Annotated in this window: 11 protein-coding genes; 3 read left to right on the top strand and 8 right to left on the bottom strand. The window is 61.5% G+C overall.

The features are described 5' to 3' along the window. Positions 1 to 156 precede the first annotated feature (156 nt). Both LQK84_RS08925 and LQK84_RS08920 read right to left on the bottom strand, forming a co-directional pair. Positions 157 to 2,253, bottom strand: a complete 2,097-nt coding sequence (locus LQK84_RS08925; RefSeq protein ID WP_230828358.1) for a methyl-accepting chemotaxis protein — start codon at positions 2,251 to 2,253, stop codon at positions 157 to 159. Positions 2,254 to 2,432: 179 nt separating this feature from the next. After that, a complete protein-coding gene (locus tag LQK84_RS08920; RefSeq protein ID WP_230828357.1) occupies positions 2,433 to 3,644 on the bottom strand; it encodes a pyrophosphate--fructose-6-phosphate 1-phosphotransferase in 1,212 nt (403 codons plus the stop codon). A 291-nt stretch (positions 3,645 to 3,935) separates the two neighbouring features. Between LQK84_RS08920 and LQK84_RS08915 the strand changes: the two genes are divergently transcribed. The 3 genes from LQK84_RS08915 (at position 3,936) to LQK84_RS08905 (ending at position 6,844) form a co-directional block, all read left to right on the top strand. Continuing rightward, a complete protein-coding gene (locus LQK84_RS08915) occupies positions 3,936 to 4,673 on the top strand; it encodes a J domain-containing protein (protein ID WP_230828356.1) in 738 nt (245 codons plus the stop codon). Then, positions 4,670 to 5,449: an N-acetylmuramoyl-L-alanine amidase gene (locus tag LQK84_RS08910; RefSeq protein WP_230828355.1), complete on the top strand. Its 780-nt coding sequence runs from the start codon at positions 4,670 to 4,672 to the stop codon at positions 5,447 to 5,449. Before LQK84_RS08915 ends, LQK84_RS08910 begins: the two co-directional genes overlap by 4 nt. A gap of 249 nt (positions 5,450 to 5,698) precedes the next feature. Beyond that, a complete protein-coding gene (locus LQK84_RS08905) occupies positions 5,699 to 6,844 on the top strand; it encodes a lytic murein transglycosylase (RefSeq protein ID WP_230828623.1) in 1,146 nt (381 codons plus the stop codon). Positions 6,845 to 6,853: 9 nt separating this feature from the next. Here the strand turns inward: LQK84_RS08905 and LQK84_RS08900 are convergent, their stop codons facing one another. The 6 genes from LQK84_RS08900 to ettA form a co-directional block, all read right to left on the bottom strand. After that, on the bottom strand, positions 6,854 to 8,140 hold the full coding sequence (locus tag LQK84_RS08900; RefSeq protein ID WP_230828354.1) for a cation:proton antiporter: 1,287 nt from the start codon (positions 8,138 to 8,140) through the stop codon (positions 6,854 to 6,856). Between the two features lie 716 nt (positions 8,141 to 8,856). Further along, positions 8,857 to 9,771 carry a methylenetetrahydrofolate reductase [NAD(P)H] gene (gene metF / locus LQK84_RS08895; RefSeq protein ID WP_230828353.1) on the bottom strand — a complete coding sequence of 305 codons (915 nt, stop codon included), beginning with the start codon at positions 9,769 to 9,771 and terminating at the stop codon, positions 8,857 to 8,859. Then, on the bottom strand, positions 9,772 to 10,773 hold the full coding sequence (locus LQK84_RS08890) for an ArsR/SmtB family transcription factor (protein ID WP_230828352.1): 1,002 nt from the start codon (positions 10,771 to 10,773) through the stop codon (positions 9,772 to 9,774). It abuts the gene before it with no gap. Between the two features lie 158 nt (positions 10,774 to 10,931). Beyond that, entirely contained in the window at positions 10,932 to 13,163 is a 2,232-nt protein-coding gene (locus LQK84_RS08885; protein ID WP_442966935.1) for a methyl-accepting chemotaxis protein, read from the bottom strand. Positions 13,164 to 13,327: 164 nt separating this feature from the next. After that, positions 13,328 to 15,517 (bottom strand): methyl-accepting chemotaxis protein, encoded by a 2,190-nt coding sequence (locus LQK84_RS08880; protein WP_230828350.1) that lies wholly within the window; start codon positions 15,515 to 15,517, stop codon positions 13,328 to 13,330. Between the two features lie 356 nt (positions 15,518 to 15,873). Continuing rightward, positions 15,874 to 17,523, bottom strand: coding sequence for an energy-dependent translational throttle protein EttA (ettA, locus tag LQK84_RS08875; RefSeq protein ID WP_230828349.1), 1,650 nt, complete (start codon positions 17,521 to 17,523; stop codon positions 15,874 to 15,876). Positions 17,524 to 17,655 lie beyond the last annotated feature (132 nt).

The raw sequence follows: 17,655 nt of genomic DNA, 5'->3' as shown, positions 1-17,655 counted from the left end.
AACTTCAGGCGGCGCTCATTAACAGAAAGTGAAGCCACCATTTGGCAGCGCTGTCAACGCCGCATTTCTCGAGACTTGACGAACGAAAAGAGCCCCGGCGATCGAAAAGCATCGCCGGGGCTCCAGGATTTCAAGTCAGATCGTGAGGTGCCCGCCTCACGCAGCCGTGGCTATCACGCCATGCCGGTTGGCCATGTCGCGGAGCTGGAACCGGCCGACAAGATCGCGCAGCTTGATGGCTTCCTGCGCCAGCGACGACGACGCGGCGGTCGACTGCTCGACCATGGCGGCGTTCTGCTGGGTTGTCTGGTCCATGCTGTTGACGGCAACATTCACCTCGTTCAATCCCACCGACTGCTCCTTCGACGAGATGGCTATGGCGTCCATGTGGGCATTGATGTCGATGATGAAGCCGCCGATCATACGCAGCGCCTCGCCGGCATCGCGAACGAGCGTCACGCCGCCCTCCACTTCCGTCGAGGAGTTGTGGATCAGCCCCTTGATCTCCTTGGCAGCGGTCGCCGAGCGCTGGGCAAGCTCGCGAACTTCCTGGGCGACGACGGCGAAGCCCTTGCCGGCCTCCCCTGCCCGTGCCGCCTCGACACCGGCATTGAGAGCGAGAAGGTTTGTCTGGAAGGCGATCTCGTCGATGACACTGATGATATTGGCGATCTGCTTCGAGCTCGCCTCGATGCGATGCATCGCCTCGACCGCATTGCCGACGATTGCGGCGGATCGATCGGCAGACTGGTTGGCCTGCGCCGCCAGCTGCCGGGCTTCTTCGGTGCGGCGGTTGGAGCTTGAGACATTCGAGGTGATCTCATCGAGCGCGGCGGCCGTCTGCTCCAGCGAGGCAGCCTGCCGTTCGGTCCGCTGCGACAGATCGTTGGCGGCGGCGGCGATTTCCTGCGCGCCGCCATCGATCACATGGATCGAGCCGATGATGGCGGCCAGCGTTTCGGCCAGACCGGAAACCGAGTCGTTGAAATCGACCATCAGCCCCCTGAACCCCTCCGAGAAGCGCTCGCCGATCCTGACCGTCAGGTCGCCCTTCGCCAGGCGACGCAGGCCATGGCCAAGTTCCTCGGTCACATCCGCCATTTCCTGGGCGCGGCGTCGGTCCTCTTCGATACGCGCATTGCGCTCCTCTTCCTGGATGCGGCGGCTCGTGTTGAGCATGCTCTCGCTTTCGATCCTCGCCACGGCTGTCTCGCGGAACGAGCTGATGGCGCGCGACATCTCGCCGATCTCGTCGCTGCGCTCGGTATCCGTCACGACGAAATTCGTGTCCCCCTTCTCCAGCCGGCGCATCAGACCGATGCTTCTGCCGAGCGGGCCGGCGATGGAGCGGCCAATGAGCCAGATCACCCCGCCGAGAAGCAGGCTAATGAGCGCCGCCACGGACCAGGTCACCGCGGACGCAGTTGTTTCCGTCTTCTCCTTCTCCCGCGTGACCTCGGCGAGAATGCCCTCAACCGAAGTCCGGATCGAATCGAGCGCCGGCTCCACCGGCTTGAAGGTGGTAGACAGTTGCTTGCGCATGTCCGCCTCGCTCAGCAACTTGTCAGAGAGCTGCTTGAACGCATCATAATAGGCATTGATGGAGGCGACCGCCGCATCCCGGGCAGCAGCGCCACCGAAATCGGCTTCGGGGCGCTTGAGCAGCTTGGCAACCACTTCGCCCAGCTGCTTGCGGCTCTTCTCGTCGAGCCGCATGATGAAATCCTTCTCATGCCGGCGCAGCATCAGCAGAACGGTCAGAATGGCCTCGTGGTCGCCGGCCGACACCTGCTTTTCGAGATCGTGCGCCGCCTTGCGCATCTTGCCCTGCAGGCCCTCGTCCGGCGTCAGGCCGATTTCTGCGTCGAGGGTCGCGATCTGGGCGAATTCCGAGCCATAGGTCCGCAGCGCCGTCGATACGGTATCGATGGCGTCTCGGCTGGCGCTTTGCGGGAGATTGGCCTTCAGGACCTGGAGATCATCCTCGGTTCGCTTGAGATACTGCGCATGTTTCTCGGCATAGGAATTATCCTTGCGGAGCAGGAAATCCTTCTCGTGTCGGCGCAGTTGCAGAAGGTCTATCTCGGCGGTATCCACCGCCCGGCTCAAGGTCAGAGCCTGCGTCTCGCGGGCAACCTGCTCGTCGATCACGCCATCGCGAACATTGTATATCTGCGTGACGGCAACGATCCCGCATATCGCCAAGGGCGCAACCGCCATCAGCTTGGTGACAATCTTGAACTGAACTCTCATAAGCCACTCCCCCATCGAGTTTGAGCAACCTGTAGTTTCATGCGGCATCGTTAACATAGTCATAACGAGATACTCCGCGCAGCGGTTGTGACCGTCACGCGGAGTAGCTAGATTTGACTAATGAAAAGAACAAGGGCAGGCGCCGGCCTCGCCGCGCCCACCCGGCCGTGAGTTGGCGGTCAGACCGCCTTCCAGCTCTGGCCGACGAAGTCCATGACGTCGGAGAACCACTTGGCCGACGTGTCGAAATGCTTGCCGCCCTTGATGCGCGGGAATTCGATCGTGCGGAGCTTGCCGCCCTGGTCTTCGTCGTGGCCGATCACGCCCGAAACCTTGTTCAGTGCGCTTTCGACGGCGGAATCGACCATGGAATGGATGAGGTGGCGGTCGCGGGCATTGGCCGGTGCCGATCGGGCATAGTAGCCCGACTTCTGCACCATGGCGCGTTCCGCACCGATCAACGCGCCGAACTGCTTGGAGAACCAGTTGCCGACATTGATCGTGTCGATCTTCACATGGCCGAAGGCATCGCGCTTGACGCTTTCGCCGGCAGCCTCACGCTCGGCAACGATCGCATCGAGGCAGGCGCCTTCTGACACGAAGATGGTGACGAATCCGGTCTTGTCCATGATCGCCTTGAGGCGGGCGGCTTCCTTGTCGAGATCGAAGTCGATCTCCGGCAGATAGACGCCGTCAATGTTCTTGAGTTCCGTGTTCATCATCAGGCCTTCGATATATTCGTGGCCCTTGGTGCGATCGATATAGGCAAGCGCAGTGGCCGCCGTCAGCCAGCCGCAGTGGCGTCCCATGACTTCATGGACCACGAGCGTGCGCGGAGCCGCACTCTGTTCGTTCGAAACATGGTCGAAGAAATGCGCGCCGACTTCGGCAGCCGTCCAGGCGCCCAGCGTCTGGCGGATCGGCACGACGTCGTTGTCGACCGTCTTCGGCAGGCCGACGACGGTGAGGTTATAGCCATTGGCGCCGAGATAGGCGGCAAGATCTGCCGCCGTCGTGTTGGTGTCGTCGCCACCGATCGTGTGCAGGATCGTCACGCCATCCTTGGCGAGCCGGTCAGCCGCAACCGCAAGCGGGTTCTGCCCTTCCTTGACGAGGCCGCGCTTGACGCAGTCGGCCGCGTTGGTCAGCTTGACGCGGCTGTTGCCGATCGGCGAACCGCCATGATGGTGAAGGATATAGGCCTTTTCGCGCATGTCCTGGTTGATCGGAATGATGTCGCCAAGGAGAAGACCATGGTAGCCGGAACGATAGGCGATCATCTCGAGATCGGGCGCAACATCGTTATAACGCTCGATCAGACCACCGACGGCCGAAGACAAACAGGGCGCAAGGCCCCCGGCGGTGAGCATTGCGACTTTCTGTTTGGCCATGAAATCCTCCGGATGACTGAACGCGACTGCGCATGAATTGGCGTTACGGCATTGCCTTGTAAAGTGACATTTTGAAGAAAAGTCCTTGATTTGGCGGGATTTTCGAGGCCGCGCACAATAAAATCGATTCAATTTCCGCACCGCATTCGCCGACGGTCGCCGGAACGGCATGGATTGCGTCGGATACATCCGTCCGGAGTTTGAATCCGTAAACCGTGAACAGTCCTTTTGATGAAACGATGAGGAAAACTGACTTGAAATGGTCCGGATTATTTGGTCAACCTCGTTGCCATGATCGTTGATTTTCTTTGCGAACAGGCTTCGTCCTTCCTGGAACGTGTTGCGGCCGCCGTGGCGGACGCCGCAAGCAACGCGCTGTCCGGCGTGATCGAGGCCGTGCGCACGCTTTTCGAGGGTGATCCCGAGACCCGCCGGAAGGTCGCCTTCTCGATCGCCATGATCGCGCTTTCCGCCAAGATGGCGAAGGCCGACGGCATCGTGACCGAAAAGGAAGTCGACGCGTTCAAGGACATTTTCGAGTTTCCGGACTCGGAGGCCAAGAACGTCGCCCGCCTCTACAATCTCGCCCGCCAGGATGTCGCCGGCTATGAGGCCTATGCCGAGCGCATGGCCGTGCTGTGCGGCTGCGGCGCGCCGGACTGCCCCGTGCTCACCGAAATCCTCGATGGCCTCTTCCACATCGCCAAGGCCGATGGTCTGGTGCATGAAAACGAAATCGCCTTCCTGCATCGCATCGCCGAAATCTTCGACATCACGGAGGAAGGCTTCGAGCGGATTATGGCGCGCCATGTCATCGTCGGCCATGACCCCTACAAGGTGCTCGGCATCGCCCCGGAAGCCGACTTCGCGGAAATCCGCAAGCGCTACCGCTCGCTCGTCTCCGAGCATCATCCGGACCGGCTGATCGCCCGCGGTGTGCCGGAGGAGTTCCACGGCATCGCCAACGAGCGCATGGCCGCGCTCAACCAGGCCTATGCCGCCATCGAGAAAGAGCGACGCGCCGCATGAGCGCCACCGATACGCAATCATTTGCCCCCGACTACAAGTCCGCCATCGTCCGCCCCTCGCCCAATCACACGGAGCGCCGCGGCACCGACCGGCCGGACATGATCATCCTGCACTATACCGGCATGCCGACCGAGGCCGGTGCGCTGGAATGGCTCTGCACGCCGGAAAGCGAAGTCTCCTGCCACTATGTCGTCAACATGGACGGCACGGTCTATCAGCTTGTCGCCGAAGACCGCCGTGCATGGCATGCCGGCAAGAGCCACTGGAAGGGCGAGACGGATATCAACTCGCATTCCATCGGCATCGAGATCGCCAATCCCGGCCACCCGTCCCTGCCCGATTTCACCGATCAGCAGATCGCTGCCGTGATCGAACTCTGTCGCGACATCATCGCCCGCTGGGATATCGCGCCTGAACGCGTGCTCGCCCATTCCGACGTCGCCCCGGTGCGCAAGATCGATCCAGGCGAACATTTCCCGTGGGGGACGCTCCACGAGGCCGGCGTCGGCCACTGGGTTCCGGCAGCACCCGTTGCCGGCGGCCGTTTCTTCCAGTTCGGGGAGGCCGGCCCGCCGGTCGAAGCCATCCAGTCCATGCTGGCTCTCTATGGCTATGGCGTTCCGGTCTCAGGCGAATTCTGCGACAAGACCAAGGGTGTGATCGAAGCCTTCCAGCGCCATTTCCGGCCCGAGAAGATCGACGGCGTTGCCGACATTTCGACGCTTGATACGCTGCACCGGCTGCTTGCCGGCCTGCCGCGTTTCAGGAACGCCTGAGAAATTCTGCATCTCGCCACGCGTTCACCTCATTCCTAACATTTTGCGCTGTTCAAAGGCTTTGCCGCCGCAAGACGCGACATCCGCCCGATTGTGCTGAAAAAATCGATCAGGTGCGGGTCGAATCGCCAAAGGCGGCGTTTGCTCTTGGCCGGACCTGCGGTATAGAGCGTCCATTCTTTCAACTGTCGGGAAAGTTATCGTATGTCGTCCGTTCGCCTGCCTGCCCTCTTCGCCGTCGCCGCACTCATGTCCAGCACGGCCTCGGGATACGCGGCCGAATGCGGCTCTGACCTGTCGACCTTCCTGCAAGGCATCAAGACCGAAGCGGTTGCTTCCGGCATCGCACCCGAAGCCGTAGACAAGGCACTCGCCGGCGCGCAGATCGATCCGAAAGTGCTGAAGATGGACCGCGCCCAGGGCGTGTTCCGCCAGACCTTCCTCGAATTTTCCAAGCGCACGGTCAGCGGCGCGCGCTACCAGATCGGCAAGAAGAAGATCGAGCAATATGCCAGCGTCTTCGCCAAGGCCGAACAGGAGACCGGCGTGCCGGCCGCCGTCATCACCGCCTTCTGGGGCATGGAGACAGACTTCGGCGCCGTCCAGGGCGATTTCAACACGCGCAACGCGCTCGTCACGCTCTCCAACGACTGCCGCCGTCCGGAAGTCTTCCGCCCGCAGCTGATCGCGCTGATCAAGCTTGCTTCGCTCAACGACATCGACCCGCAGACGACGACGGGCGCCTGGGCCGGTGAAATCGGCCAGACGCAGATGCTGCCGGCCGACATCATCAAGTATGGCGAAGACGGCGATGGCGACGGCCTTGTCCGCCTGAAGGATTCCGCCCCCGACGTCATCCTGACGACCGCCCGTTTCCTGGCCGGCCTCGGCTTCAAGCGCGGTGAACCGTGGCTGCAGGAAGTCAAGCTCCCGGAAACCCTGCCCTTCGAGAAGTCGGGCCTTGGCGGCACGCTGACGGCAGGCGACTGGTTCAATCTCGGCGTGACGCCGCGCAATGGCGACAAGTCGGCAGCAGGCCTCAACGCCTCGCTTGTGCTGCCGCAGGGCCGTTTCGGGCCCGCCTTCCTCGCCTATCCGAACTTCAACGTCTATCTCGAATGGAACCAGTCGCTCGTCTATACGCTGTCGGCTGCCTATTTCGCGACCCGCCTGTCCGGCGCCGAAGCCTATGATCCGGGCAATCCGGAACCGGGCCTTTCGGTCGAGGACATGAAGGTTCTGCAGGAAAAGCTCGACGCCAAGAGCCATGATGTCGGCAAGATTGACGGCATTCTCGGCTCCGGCACCCGCGCCGCCGTCCAGAAGGTTCAGGCCGAACTCGGCATGCCCGCAGATGGCTGGCCGACGGCCAAGCTCCTTGAGACGATGAAGTAATCAGCTCTTTTACGAGTGCTTCCGCTTGACCGCCTTGCGATGATAGATCGCGAGGCGCAGCGCACGATAGCGCACATGTGCGCCATGCCTGAATCGGGAAAAGGCGGCTGTTCCCCGATGGACCTCGTAGAGTTCGTGCGCATAAGCCGCAGCCAGCGCGTCGCGATAGGTCTCCATCCCCTGGCTCGCCACGCTTTCCAGCCGGTGCATCACACCCACCCAGACCGGTGACACCAGCAGGGACACCGCAGTGACCGCGATCGAAAGCCGGTAGAGATCGCTGCCGAGCACGCCGGTCGCATGGCCGGCGGACGCCAGCACGAAGGAGAATTCGCCGATCTGCGCCATCGAGAGGCCGGCAATCAGCGCCGTCTCGGTCGAGGAGCCCGTCTTGCGGATGAGGAAGATATTCAGCACCGACTTGGCGGCAATCACGATGATGGATGCGGCCAGCACCTGGAAGAGATTGGCTCGGATGAAGGACAGATCGATCAAGAGCCCGATCGACAGGAAGAAGACGACGACCAGCACGCTCTGGATCGGCTCGATCACCGGGATGACGCGGCTGCGCAGCGTCGAGTTGCCGGTCACGATGCCGGCGAGAAACGCCCCATAGACCGGCGACAGCCCGGCATAACCGGAAATGGCTGCGGCAGCAAAGCAGACGGCAAGCGCGCCCAGCGCCAGCAGCTCCGTCTTCTCCGCGATTTCCTCGGCAAAGGGAACGCGGATCTTCTTGTGCCCGCCGAACCACCAGAGAATGCCGCCCAGCAGTCCGACCGCGACCAGCATCTTCAGTGCAACCTCGCCGAACTGCCCGCCCCCGCCGGAGAGGCTTGAGACGAAGATCAGCATCGGCACGACGGCGATGTCCTGCGCGATCAGCACACCGACCGCGATCCGGCCCGCGTCACCACGCAAGACGCCCATGTCCTCCAGCATCTTCATCGCTACCACGGTCGAGGACAGCGCGATGATGAAGCCCATGATCACCGCCTCTTCCGGCCCGGCGCCGGTGACGAGCACGATCGCACCGCCGGCAACCATGGCCGCGAGAAGCTGCCCTCCAGCAACGGTGAGCGCCTGTCTGAGCGTCAGGATGAACGCCTTGATCGAAAGCTCCATGCCGATGAAGAAGAGAAGAACGACGACGCCCATTTCGGCGAGAAGCGACACGGAATCATTGCTGGAAATCAGCCCTACGCCTGTCGGGCCGAGTGCCACGCCTGCGACGATGAAACCGACCAGCGGAGGCTGTCGCAGCCGCATGAAACCGAGGCCAAGGATTGCCGCCACTGCAATCACCAGGGCGATCGCCGTCAGCGCAGAGCCATGATCACCGGGTGCGGCCTCGATCGATCGCGTGATGATGTCGTCCAGCTCCGCCTCCTTCGATTCCCACCGGAATCGCCATGCTCCTGTCGCTCGAAACTATGCGCCGATTCACGCCGACATGCCAACCGCAACGCAGCAAAAACCGGGAGCCAGCCTCCCAAAACGCAACAGCCAAAACGTCCAGCAATGGAACAGACGTTTCAACATCGCGGAAACGTCAACGCTTTCAAGAATTTGTCACAATGTCCCAAAATGATGCATCGCAACAAAGCCGTTAACCCAGGTTTAATTCGCCCACAAATTTTCTCAACTTAAAAAATCAAGCCATTTCATTGGCTTGACGAATTGAGGCGGTCCTGAGGCACACATACATGCGGCGGCGCAGCACAAGTTTCGCTTTTCAACGGACCCGAGTGCTGCCTATGATGACGCTCGTTAACGCGAAGGAGGTCAGCAATGGGACTTATGCAATCGCTCAATGTCCTGATGATCGGTGCAGCGTTTTTGTTTGTGGCGTCGATGCTGTTCATTTGAGATGACAGGACGCCTTGCCGGTCCTTGTAGGAGGGGTCCGGGGGTGAGCTTGAGGCTCTAATAAGAAAATTGAAAACGCGCGGAAGAGAGTTACCTTCCGCGCGTTTTTCCGTTCTAAAGACCGGGTGGTTCTGCGGGCCGTGTCAGGCCGCAGCGCCGTTCTGCGAACGGCGTGCCTCGACCTCGACGCGCTGGAAGCCGGAAAGCTCCAGCACGCGGCTGACAAGCGCCGAGCGGTTCATCGTGTAGAAATGGAACTCGCTGACGCCGCGGTGGATCAGATCCCGCACCTGCTCGGCGGCGAGCTGCGAGGCCGCCTTGAAGCGCTCGTCCGGCAGGTCGTCGATCGTGCCGAGGCGCGCAATCACGTAGTCGGGAACGCTCGCCCCGCACATGCCGGCAAACTTGCGGACCTGCGCCAGATTGTGGATCGGCAGGATGCCCGGCACGATCGGAATGGTGATGCCGGCAGCAACGACCTTTTCGAGATAGCGCTCGTACTGGTCGTTCTCGAAGAAGAACTGCGTCAGCGCCCGCGTCGCACCCGAATCGACCTTACGCTTCAGCATATCGATATCGGCGGCAACGTCGGCGCTTTCGGGATGCTTTTCCGGATAGGCCGACACGCTGATCTCGAAATCACCGAGCGCCTTCAGGCCTGCCGTCAGTTCGGCCGCATTGGCGTAACCACCCGGATGCGGCTGATAGACCGTACCGATGCCCCCCTGCGGGTCGCCACGCAGCGCCAGAAAGTGGCGAATGCCGGCAGCGCGGAACTCTTCAACGATGGCATGGGTCTCCTCCCTGGTGGAACCCACACAGGTGAGATGCGATGCCGAGGGAATGTGAGAACGCTGGATAATGCCCTTCAGCGTGTTGAGCGTCGGCGCGCGCGTCGAACCGCCGGCGCCATAGGTCACCGAAACGAAATCCGGGTCCCAGGCCGAAAGGTCCTCGAGCGTTTCCCAGAGCTGGCTTTCCATTTCCGGGTTTTTCGGCGGAAAGAATTCGAAGGACAGGCGGACGCCCTCGGCGCCGATCGTGGGGTTGACGGTCATTCACGCTCTCCTTGCTTCATGCAGACCTTCGACATCCGCCATCAGAAGACGGGGGTCGCGCGCCAGCCAGAGCGTGACGGTCAATGCACCCTTCCCTGCGGCCTCGTCCTGCAGGTCGACAGTCTTTTCAACCTCAAGGCCCGCCTTGGCGAGCCAGGAGGCCATGATCTCATGCGAAAATCCGAGACGCCGGTGGGCATGCGCCTCGCGCAGATATTCCAGCTCGTGCGGCGCGAAATCGATGATCGCCAGCCGGCCACCGGGACGCAGCACCCGCGCTGCCTCGGCAACGGCGGCCTGCGGATCATCGAGAAAATGCAGAACCTGATGGATGGTGATCAGGTCGAAATCCTGCCCTTCGAGCGGCAGGTTGAAGATGTCGCCGTGGCGGACGCTGGCGCGCGAGGTGCCCGACTTGTCGAGATTGGTACGGGCGACCGATAGCATGTCGCGGCTGGCATCCACGCCGACCGCCTTGCGATACTTGCCGTCAAGAAGCTGCAGGATGCGGCCGGTTCCGGTTCCGAGATCCAGCAGCGAGTCGATCGGCTTCTCGCCGATGAGACCGACCAGCGCCGACTCGACCTTTTCCTCGCTCACATGCAGGCGGCGGATTTCATCCCACTCCGCGGCATTGCGGCTGAAATAGGCGCTCGCCTGCGCGGCACGCTCGCGCTTCACGGTCACCAGCCTTTCGGCATCACGGGCAATCACGGCATCAGCGAAAGAGAGCGCTGCGAGAAGACCGTTGGCCACGCCCGCTTCCTCACCCTCGCGCTTCAGGCGGAAATAGGCCCAGGCCCCTTCCTGGTAGCGCTCGATCAATCCGGCCTCGAGCAGAAGCTTCAGATGGCGCGAGATGCGCGGCTGCGACTGGCCGAGAATATCGGTCAGGTCCGTCACCGTGAGGTCGCCGGCCGAAAGCAACGCGATCAGCCGCATGCGGGTCGTCTCACCCGCAGCCTTCAACGTTTCCACCAGTTGGTCGAGACCCAGCGACATCAAACCTCCATCAAGATATAAAGATATCTTTATATCGCTTGAAAGGCGTGTGCAAGGAAAAATCTTGGAGACCGGAAAGGAAGAACGCCAGCGACTGAAGGCCGCTGGCGTCATCTGGCAGAACAGAGCTTGCGCATCAAGCTCTTTGTCGACAATCCTCAGGCCGCGCGGCTGCGCGACTGGGAACGCTGCGCATCCGCGGTGCGGAACTGGTTCAGGAGGCTCGCCAGCGTGCTTGCCTCATGGGCAAGACCGGCAGACGCAGCATTCATCTCCTCGACCATGGCGGCGTTCTGCTGGGTCGCCTGGTCCATGTGGTTGACGGCGGTGTTGACCTCCGCCAGGCCCGAAGACTGTTCCTGTGCGGCAGACGCAATTGCATCCATGTGGCCGCTGATCGACTGAACGACCTCGGCAATCGCAGCAAGACCGGAGCCGGTGTCGCTGACGAGTTTCACGCCTTCGTTCACCGCAGTCTCCGAATTGCCGATCAGCGCCTTGATCTCCTTGGCCGCATTGGCCGAACGCTGGGCCAGCTCGCGCACTTCCTGCGCGACGACGGCAAAACCCTTGCCGGCATCGCCTGCACGCGCTGCTTCGACACCGGCGTTGAGTGCCAGGAGGTTCGTCTGGAAGGCAATCTCGTCGATCACGCCGATGATCTGGCTGATCTGGCCCGACGCATGCTCGATGCGATGCATGGCCTTGACGGCGTTGTCCACCACGACGCCGGAATGGTCCGCCTTGCCGCGGGCATCGCGCACCAGATCGCGCGCCTCGACCGTGCGCCGCGAGGTCATCTTGACGTTGGCCGTGATTTCTTCAAGCGCGGCAGCGGTTTCCTCAAGCGAGGCCGCCTGCTGTTCGGTGCGCTTGGCCAGATTGTCGGAGGCGGCCGAAATCTCGCCCGAGCCGCCATTGACCACGGCGGCCGACTGGCCGACCGACAGCAGCACATCGCGCAGCTGCGAGACGGAGGTGTTGAAGTCGTGGCGCAGGGCCTCGAACTGCGGGGCAAACTCCTCGTGGATCTCGCAAAGCATGTCGCCGGAGGCCAGACGCTTCAGACCCGATGCGAGCGAGCTCGTCGCCCGGTTCAGGCGGTCGTTCGCATCCTCTTCGGCGCGGCGCTGCAGATCGACCCGCTCGGCCTCGGTGCGGCGGCGGTTTTCTTCGGCTTCCGTCTCCAGCTGCGCATTGCGGATCGCCGCCTGGCGGAACACTTCCACCGAGCGCGCCATTTCGCCGATCTCGTCGTGACGGTCGGCGCCGGGAACGACAACATCGCGATTGCCTTCGGCAAGGCTGTTCATGCAGCGCGTCAGGCGACCGACGGGACGAACGACGCGGAGAACGACGGTCGCCATGCCGCCCACCCCGATGGCCAGCACGAGGACGAGGAGCACTGAGAAGCCGATCAGCTGGACCTCGGCATTCGACCGGCTGGCGGCAGCGCTTTCGTTCAGGCTGTCCATGGCCAGCGACGCCACGTCGGCCACCAGGCCGAGAGCCGCCGTGACCTTCGGACGCCACTCGTCGATGCTGACGGGTGAAGGCTCGCCGGCGACCAGCTTGGCAATGATGCCGGAGCGCCAGGTGGCGAAGTCACCCTTGAAATAACCCTCGTTGGCCTTGAGATAGCGTTCCTTCAGCGCTGCCGGAGTGGCCGGATGATTGACCAGCGTTTCGACGGCGCGCCACGCGAAGGCGGCACCGGCGTCGGACGACGTCAGGTTCGTCGCCTCCGTCGCATCCGGCTTGCGGTTCTGGACGATGACACCATTAAGGATGACAGCGGCCGAACCACCCAGCGAGCGGGCAGACCAGGCATAGGAGCGCGTCTGGATCAGCGCGAGCTTCGTTTCATCGAGGCTGCGGATCGCGCCTTCAACGATGGTCGAGGTCTTTTCGAGGCTCGCGATCAGGTCGTTGCCCTGCGAGAGCACCGTCTTGTCGAGCCCCGCCTCGCGCTTGTCGAGCGGCAGGTCGACATTGCCGTCCACCTTGGCGCGGAGTGCATCGAAACCGCCATAGACCGCCTTCAGGTCGGACGCCGCCTTCTTGAGGTCGGCATCGTCGAAACCGGCTGACAGCGTCGTCGCATCAGTCATCGCCGCCTGAACCTTGGCGCGCATCGCCTTGAAGCTGGCGATGGAAGCCGCCGCCTTTTCAGGCGCCAGTGTGAGAGCCGTCGCGCTGTCGCCGCGTTCGCTGCGGAAACTCAGGAGCGCTGTAAACAGCGCCTTGTCATAGCGCGCCAGCATCTCCACCTGGTCCGAGCTCTGGAATTGGCGAAACGCCATAAAGGTCGAGTTTCCGACCATGACCGCCAGCACAAAGCTGACCACAAACAAGGCTGCAACAAGAATGTTTCTGATCGACAAGGCCAATACCCCTTAAGAATTCAGGGCAAGCGTGTACGATTTAGTTAAAAATCGGGTAAAGCGGCGATCGCTAGAGTTAGCAGGCCTCAAGAACGGGCTACAAACCGGCGCCTGCGTGGGGCGCCGGTGATAGCGGTAACGACAAAGAGCCGTATCTCGGCGAGCTGCTGTCAGGCAGCCCGGTTTTGGAAACCCTGCCGGATGTCCGCAGCCGTGCGGAACTGGCTGAGCAGGGCGGCGAGATTGCCGGCCTCATGGGCAAGCCCGGCAGACGCAGCATTCATCTCCTCGACCATGGCGGCATTCTGCTGTGTGGCCTGATCCATATGGTTGACGGCGGTATTCACTTCGGCAAGCCCGGATGACTGCTCCTGCGCTGCAGACGCGATCGCATCCATATGCCCGCTGATCGACTGAACCACCTCGGCAATCGCCGAGAGGCCGGAGCCCGTGTCGCTGACGAGCTTGACGCCTTCATTGACCGCCGTTTCGGAATTTCCGATCAGGACCTTGATCTCCTTCGCGGCATTGGCCGAGCGCTGCGCAAGCTCGCGGACTTCCTGCGCCACAACGGCAAAGCCCTTGCCTGCATCGCCGGCGCGCGCTGCTTCGACGCCGGCATTCAACGCCAGCAGGTTCGTCTGGAAGGCAATCTCGTCGATCACGCTGATGATCTGGCTGATCTGGCCAGATGCATGCTCGATGCGTTGCATGGCCTTGACCGCGTTATCCACGACGACGCCGGAGCGATCCGCCTTGCCCCGCGCATCGAGCACCAGATCCCGCGCCTCGACGGTACGCCGCGAAGTCATCTTGACATTGGCGGTGATCTCTTCGAGCGCGGCAGCGGTCTCCTCAAGGGAGGCGGCTTGCTGTTCGGTGCGCTTGGCCAGGTTGTCGGACGCGCTGGAAATCTCACCCGAACCGCCATTGACCATGGCGGCTGACTGACCAACCGCCAGCAGCACGTCGCGCAGTTGCGAAACGGAGGTGTTGAAATCTTGACGCAGCGCCTCGAACTGGGGCGCAAATTCCTCGTGGATCTCGCACACCATATCGCCGGCCGCCAGGCGCTTCAGGCCTGACGCAAGCGAACTGGTTGCCCTGTTCAGGCGATCGTTGGCGTCTTCTTCGGCGCGACGCTGCAGCTCGACCCGTTCGGCTTCCGAACGACGGCGATTGGCCTCTGCTTCGGCTTCCAGCTCACCATTGCGGATGGCCGCCTGGCGGAACACTTCAACTGCACGCGCCATATCGCCGACCTCATCCTTGCGTTCGGCACCTGCCTGGACGGCATTGAGATTGCCGTCAGCAAGCTGCCTCATGACAGCCGTGAGAACCTTCAGGGGTTTCACGAGGCTTCCAACCAGGAGTGTCGAGATGAGCAGCATGGCAATGCTGCCGCAAAGTGTCAAAACAGCACCCACCAGGAGTTTGCTGAATGCGTCTCTCGCCGATTGCTCGGCCATCTCGGCCAAACGAGAAAGGCTCTGGTTCTCAAGCGAGCGCATCGCCTCGATGCGCTGTGTCGTCGCGGCAAACCAAGCTTTGGCGTCGAGGTCCGAAAGGCTGCCGGTGCCCTGGCTTCCCAGTATCAGTGAGCGCGCCAGCTCGATCGTATCAGCCGAAGGTACCTTGAGACCGCTGGTATAGGAGGATTGCAGTTCCTTCGGCTGCAAGGTCACGAAATTATTGAGAAGAGCCTCCTGGGCGCCTGCCAGTCTTGTGAAGGCGAGCGTCTGGTTGAGTTCGGATTTACCCGCGGTGATGATCCCGTTGCCTGACCCGCGCTCCTGCCCTGCCATTTCCTTCGCCTGCATCAACTGCGTATACGCAATGAGCTCGGCGGCAATTTGTGAATCAATTCCCTTCAAGGACAAGGACCTGGCAAAATCCATGAGTTGCGCGATGGTCGATGTGTAGGCTTGGAAGGATTGTTTCCCGGACATGGCAAGCGTGTCTATCTGCGCCCGGTTTTGACGCAAAACCTCCAACTTGGGGGCAAGGCCTGCAACCTCGTTGTCAATGTCATTATCTCCTAAGCGGCTGAGAGCAGACCGAAGCTCCTGCATTCGGGACACAGCTTCATCTGACGCTTTTCTTGCGGCCACGAGCTCCACCGCGCCGTTCTTTCCGCCTGAAGCCAGAAATCCGGCGCTGAGACCTCGTTCGACCTGGAGGGTGTGGGCGATAGCCCCGACGACCTTAATATTCTCGCTGGCAAGCGCGATATCGCTCATCCGCCGATATGTGGATGAAAGGTCTGTGATGACGCTCCCCGCAAGAGATACGGCAACGACAACCGGTATAAGAACTGCGAGCCAGAGCCGCTTGCCTAAGGTGATGTCTTTCAAGGTCATGTTGCCCCGCCCGTTTCCCCACATGCTCGTCTGATGAGATGCAGGAACTTGATCAATGCACCTATGAAGGGTGCAAGATATATAAGAATGTCTTTAAATTCGATCCGAGAACTGGCTACTTTCAGGTTGCAGGGAGGCCAGCAATGGTGTCGGCCAATCACAGCTTTCCGCTCAAGGCACGGCAGCTCTGTATGGCATTCAACCTCTGGTGAAGCGAACTCTTCGACGTGTGGCCTGCACCAGAACGTTCATTTGTTACCCGGCCAAGCGAGCGACGACACCGACGAGCGGCCGCGAAACGCAAGCGGGGCCTGCTTCAAGGAAGCAGGCCCCGTCTTTCTGGATTCAGGCTGCTGTCAGCGGGTCAGTCGCTTGTAGGTCGCCCGCTTCGGGTTCGCCGCTTCGGCGCCCAGACGACGGATCTTGTCTTCCTCGTAGTCCTCGAAGTTGCCTTCGAACCATTCCACATGGCTGTCGCCTTCGAAGGCGAGAATGTGGGTGGCCAGACGGTCGAGGAACATGCGGTCGTGCGAGATGATGACGGCGCAGCCTGCGAAATCCTCAAGCGCATCTTCGAGCGCGCCGAGCGTTTCGGTATCAAGGTCGTTGGTCGGTTCGTCGAGCAGCAGAACGTTGCCGCCGGACTTCAGCATCTTGGCCAGATGCACGCGGTTGCGCTGACCACCCGAGAGATTGCCGACCTTCTGCTGCTGGTCGGTTCCCTTGAAGTTGAAGGCACCGCAATAGGCGCGCGAGTTCATTTCGAACTTGCCGAGCTTGACGATGTCGGTGCCGCCGGAAATTTCTTCCCAGACATTCTTCTCGCCATTGAGCGAGTCGCGGCTCTGGTCGACATAGCTGAGCTGCACGGTGTCGCCGATGCGGACCGAGCCGCTGTCGGGCTTTTCCTGGCCGGTGATCAGCCGGAACAGCGTCGACTTACCCGCACCGTTCGGGCCGATGACACCGACGATACCGCCCGGGGGCAGCTTGAAGGAGAGGTTTTCGAACAGAACGCGGCCGTCATAGGACTTCGAGATATTGTCTGCCTCGATGACCACCTGGCCAAGACGCTCGGCGATCGGGATAATGATCTGCGCTTCGCCGGGACGGCGGTTTTCGGCCGCTGCCACCAGCTCGTCATAGGCGCGGATACGAGCCTTCGACTTGGCCTGACGGGCCTTGGGGCTGGATGCGATCCATTCCTGTTCGCGCGACAGTGCCTTGCGACGGCTGCCTTCTTCGCGCTCTTCCTGCGCCATGCGCTTGGCCTTGGCATTGAGGTAGGCCGAATAGTTGCCTTCGTACGGAATGCCGCGACCACGGTCGAGCTCGAGGATCCAGCCCGTCACGTTGTCGAGGAAGTAGCGGTCGTGGGTGACCATCAGGATGGCGCCCGGATATTCGCGAAGGTGCTGTTCCAGCCACGCAATCGTTTCGGCGTCCAGGTGGTTAGTCGGTTCGTCGAGGAGCAGCAAGTCCGGCTTGCGCAGCAGCAGCTGGCAGAGTGCCACGCGACGACGTTCACCACCCGACAGGCCGTCGATCGGGGAATCGCCCGGAGGGCAGGCCAGCGCGCTCATGGCCATTTCGACCTGCTGTTCCAGATCCCAGAGGTTCTGGCTGTCGATGACGTCCTGAAGCCTCGCGCCCTCGTCCGCCGTCTCGTCGGAATAGTTCATCATCAATTCGTTGTAGCGATTGAGGATCGCCGTCTTGTCGGCCACGCCTTCCATGACGTTTTCGAACACGGTCTTCGTCGGATCGAGCTGCGGCTCCTGCGGCAAATAGCCGAGGGTGGCACCTTCGGCGAGCCAGGCTTCGCCCGTCCACTCCTTGTCGAGACCGGCCATGATCTTCAGGATCGTCGACTTACCGGCCCCGTTCGGGCCGAGAATGCCGATCTTGGCGTCGGGATAGAAGGAGAGATGGACGTTCTCGAGGATCTTCTTGTTGCCATAGGCCTTGTTGAGGCCGGACATGTGATAAATGAACTGTCGCGCCATGGTCGTGCTCGCTTGCAAAATGCGGGGAATTGAGATTTGGCGCCTATGTAGGCGAATTCGCGCTCAGGGGCAATGCAGGCGGGCGGGGTTTCCCATGCGCGTCTTTCCAAGCAGACCTGAATTTGCTAGCGC

The organism is Rhizobium sp. C4 (assembly GCF_021026315.1).
GTDB lineage: Bacteria > Pseudomonadota > Alphaproteobacteria > Rhizobiales > Rhizobiaceae > Ensifer_A.
Note: the sequence above shows the minus strand (reverse complement) of the source record. Positions and strands in the feature narration are given on the sequence as shown.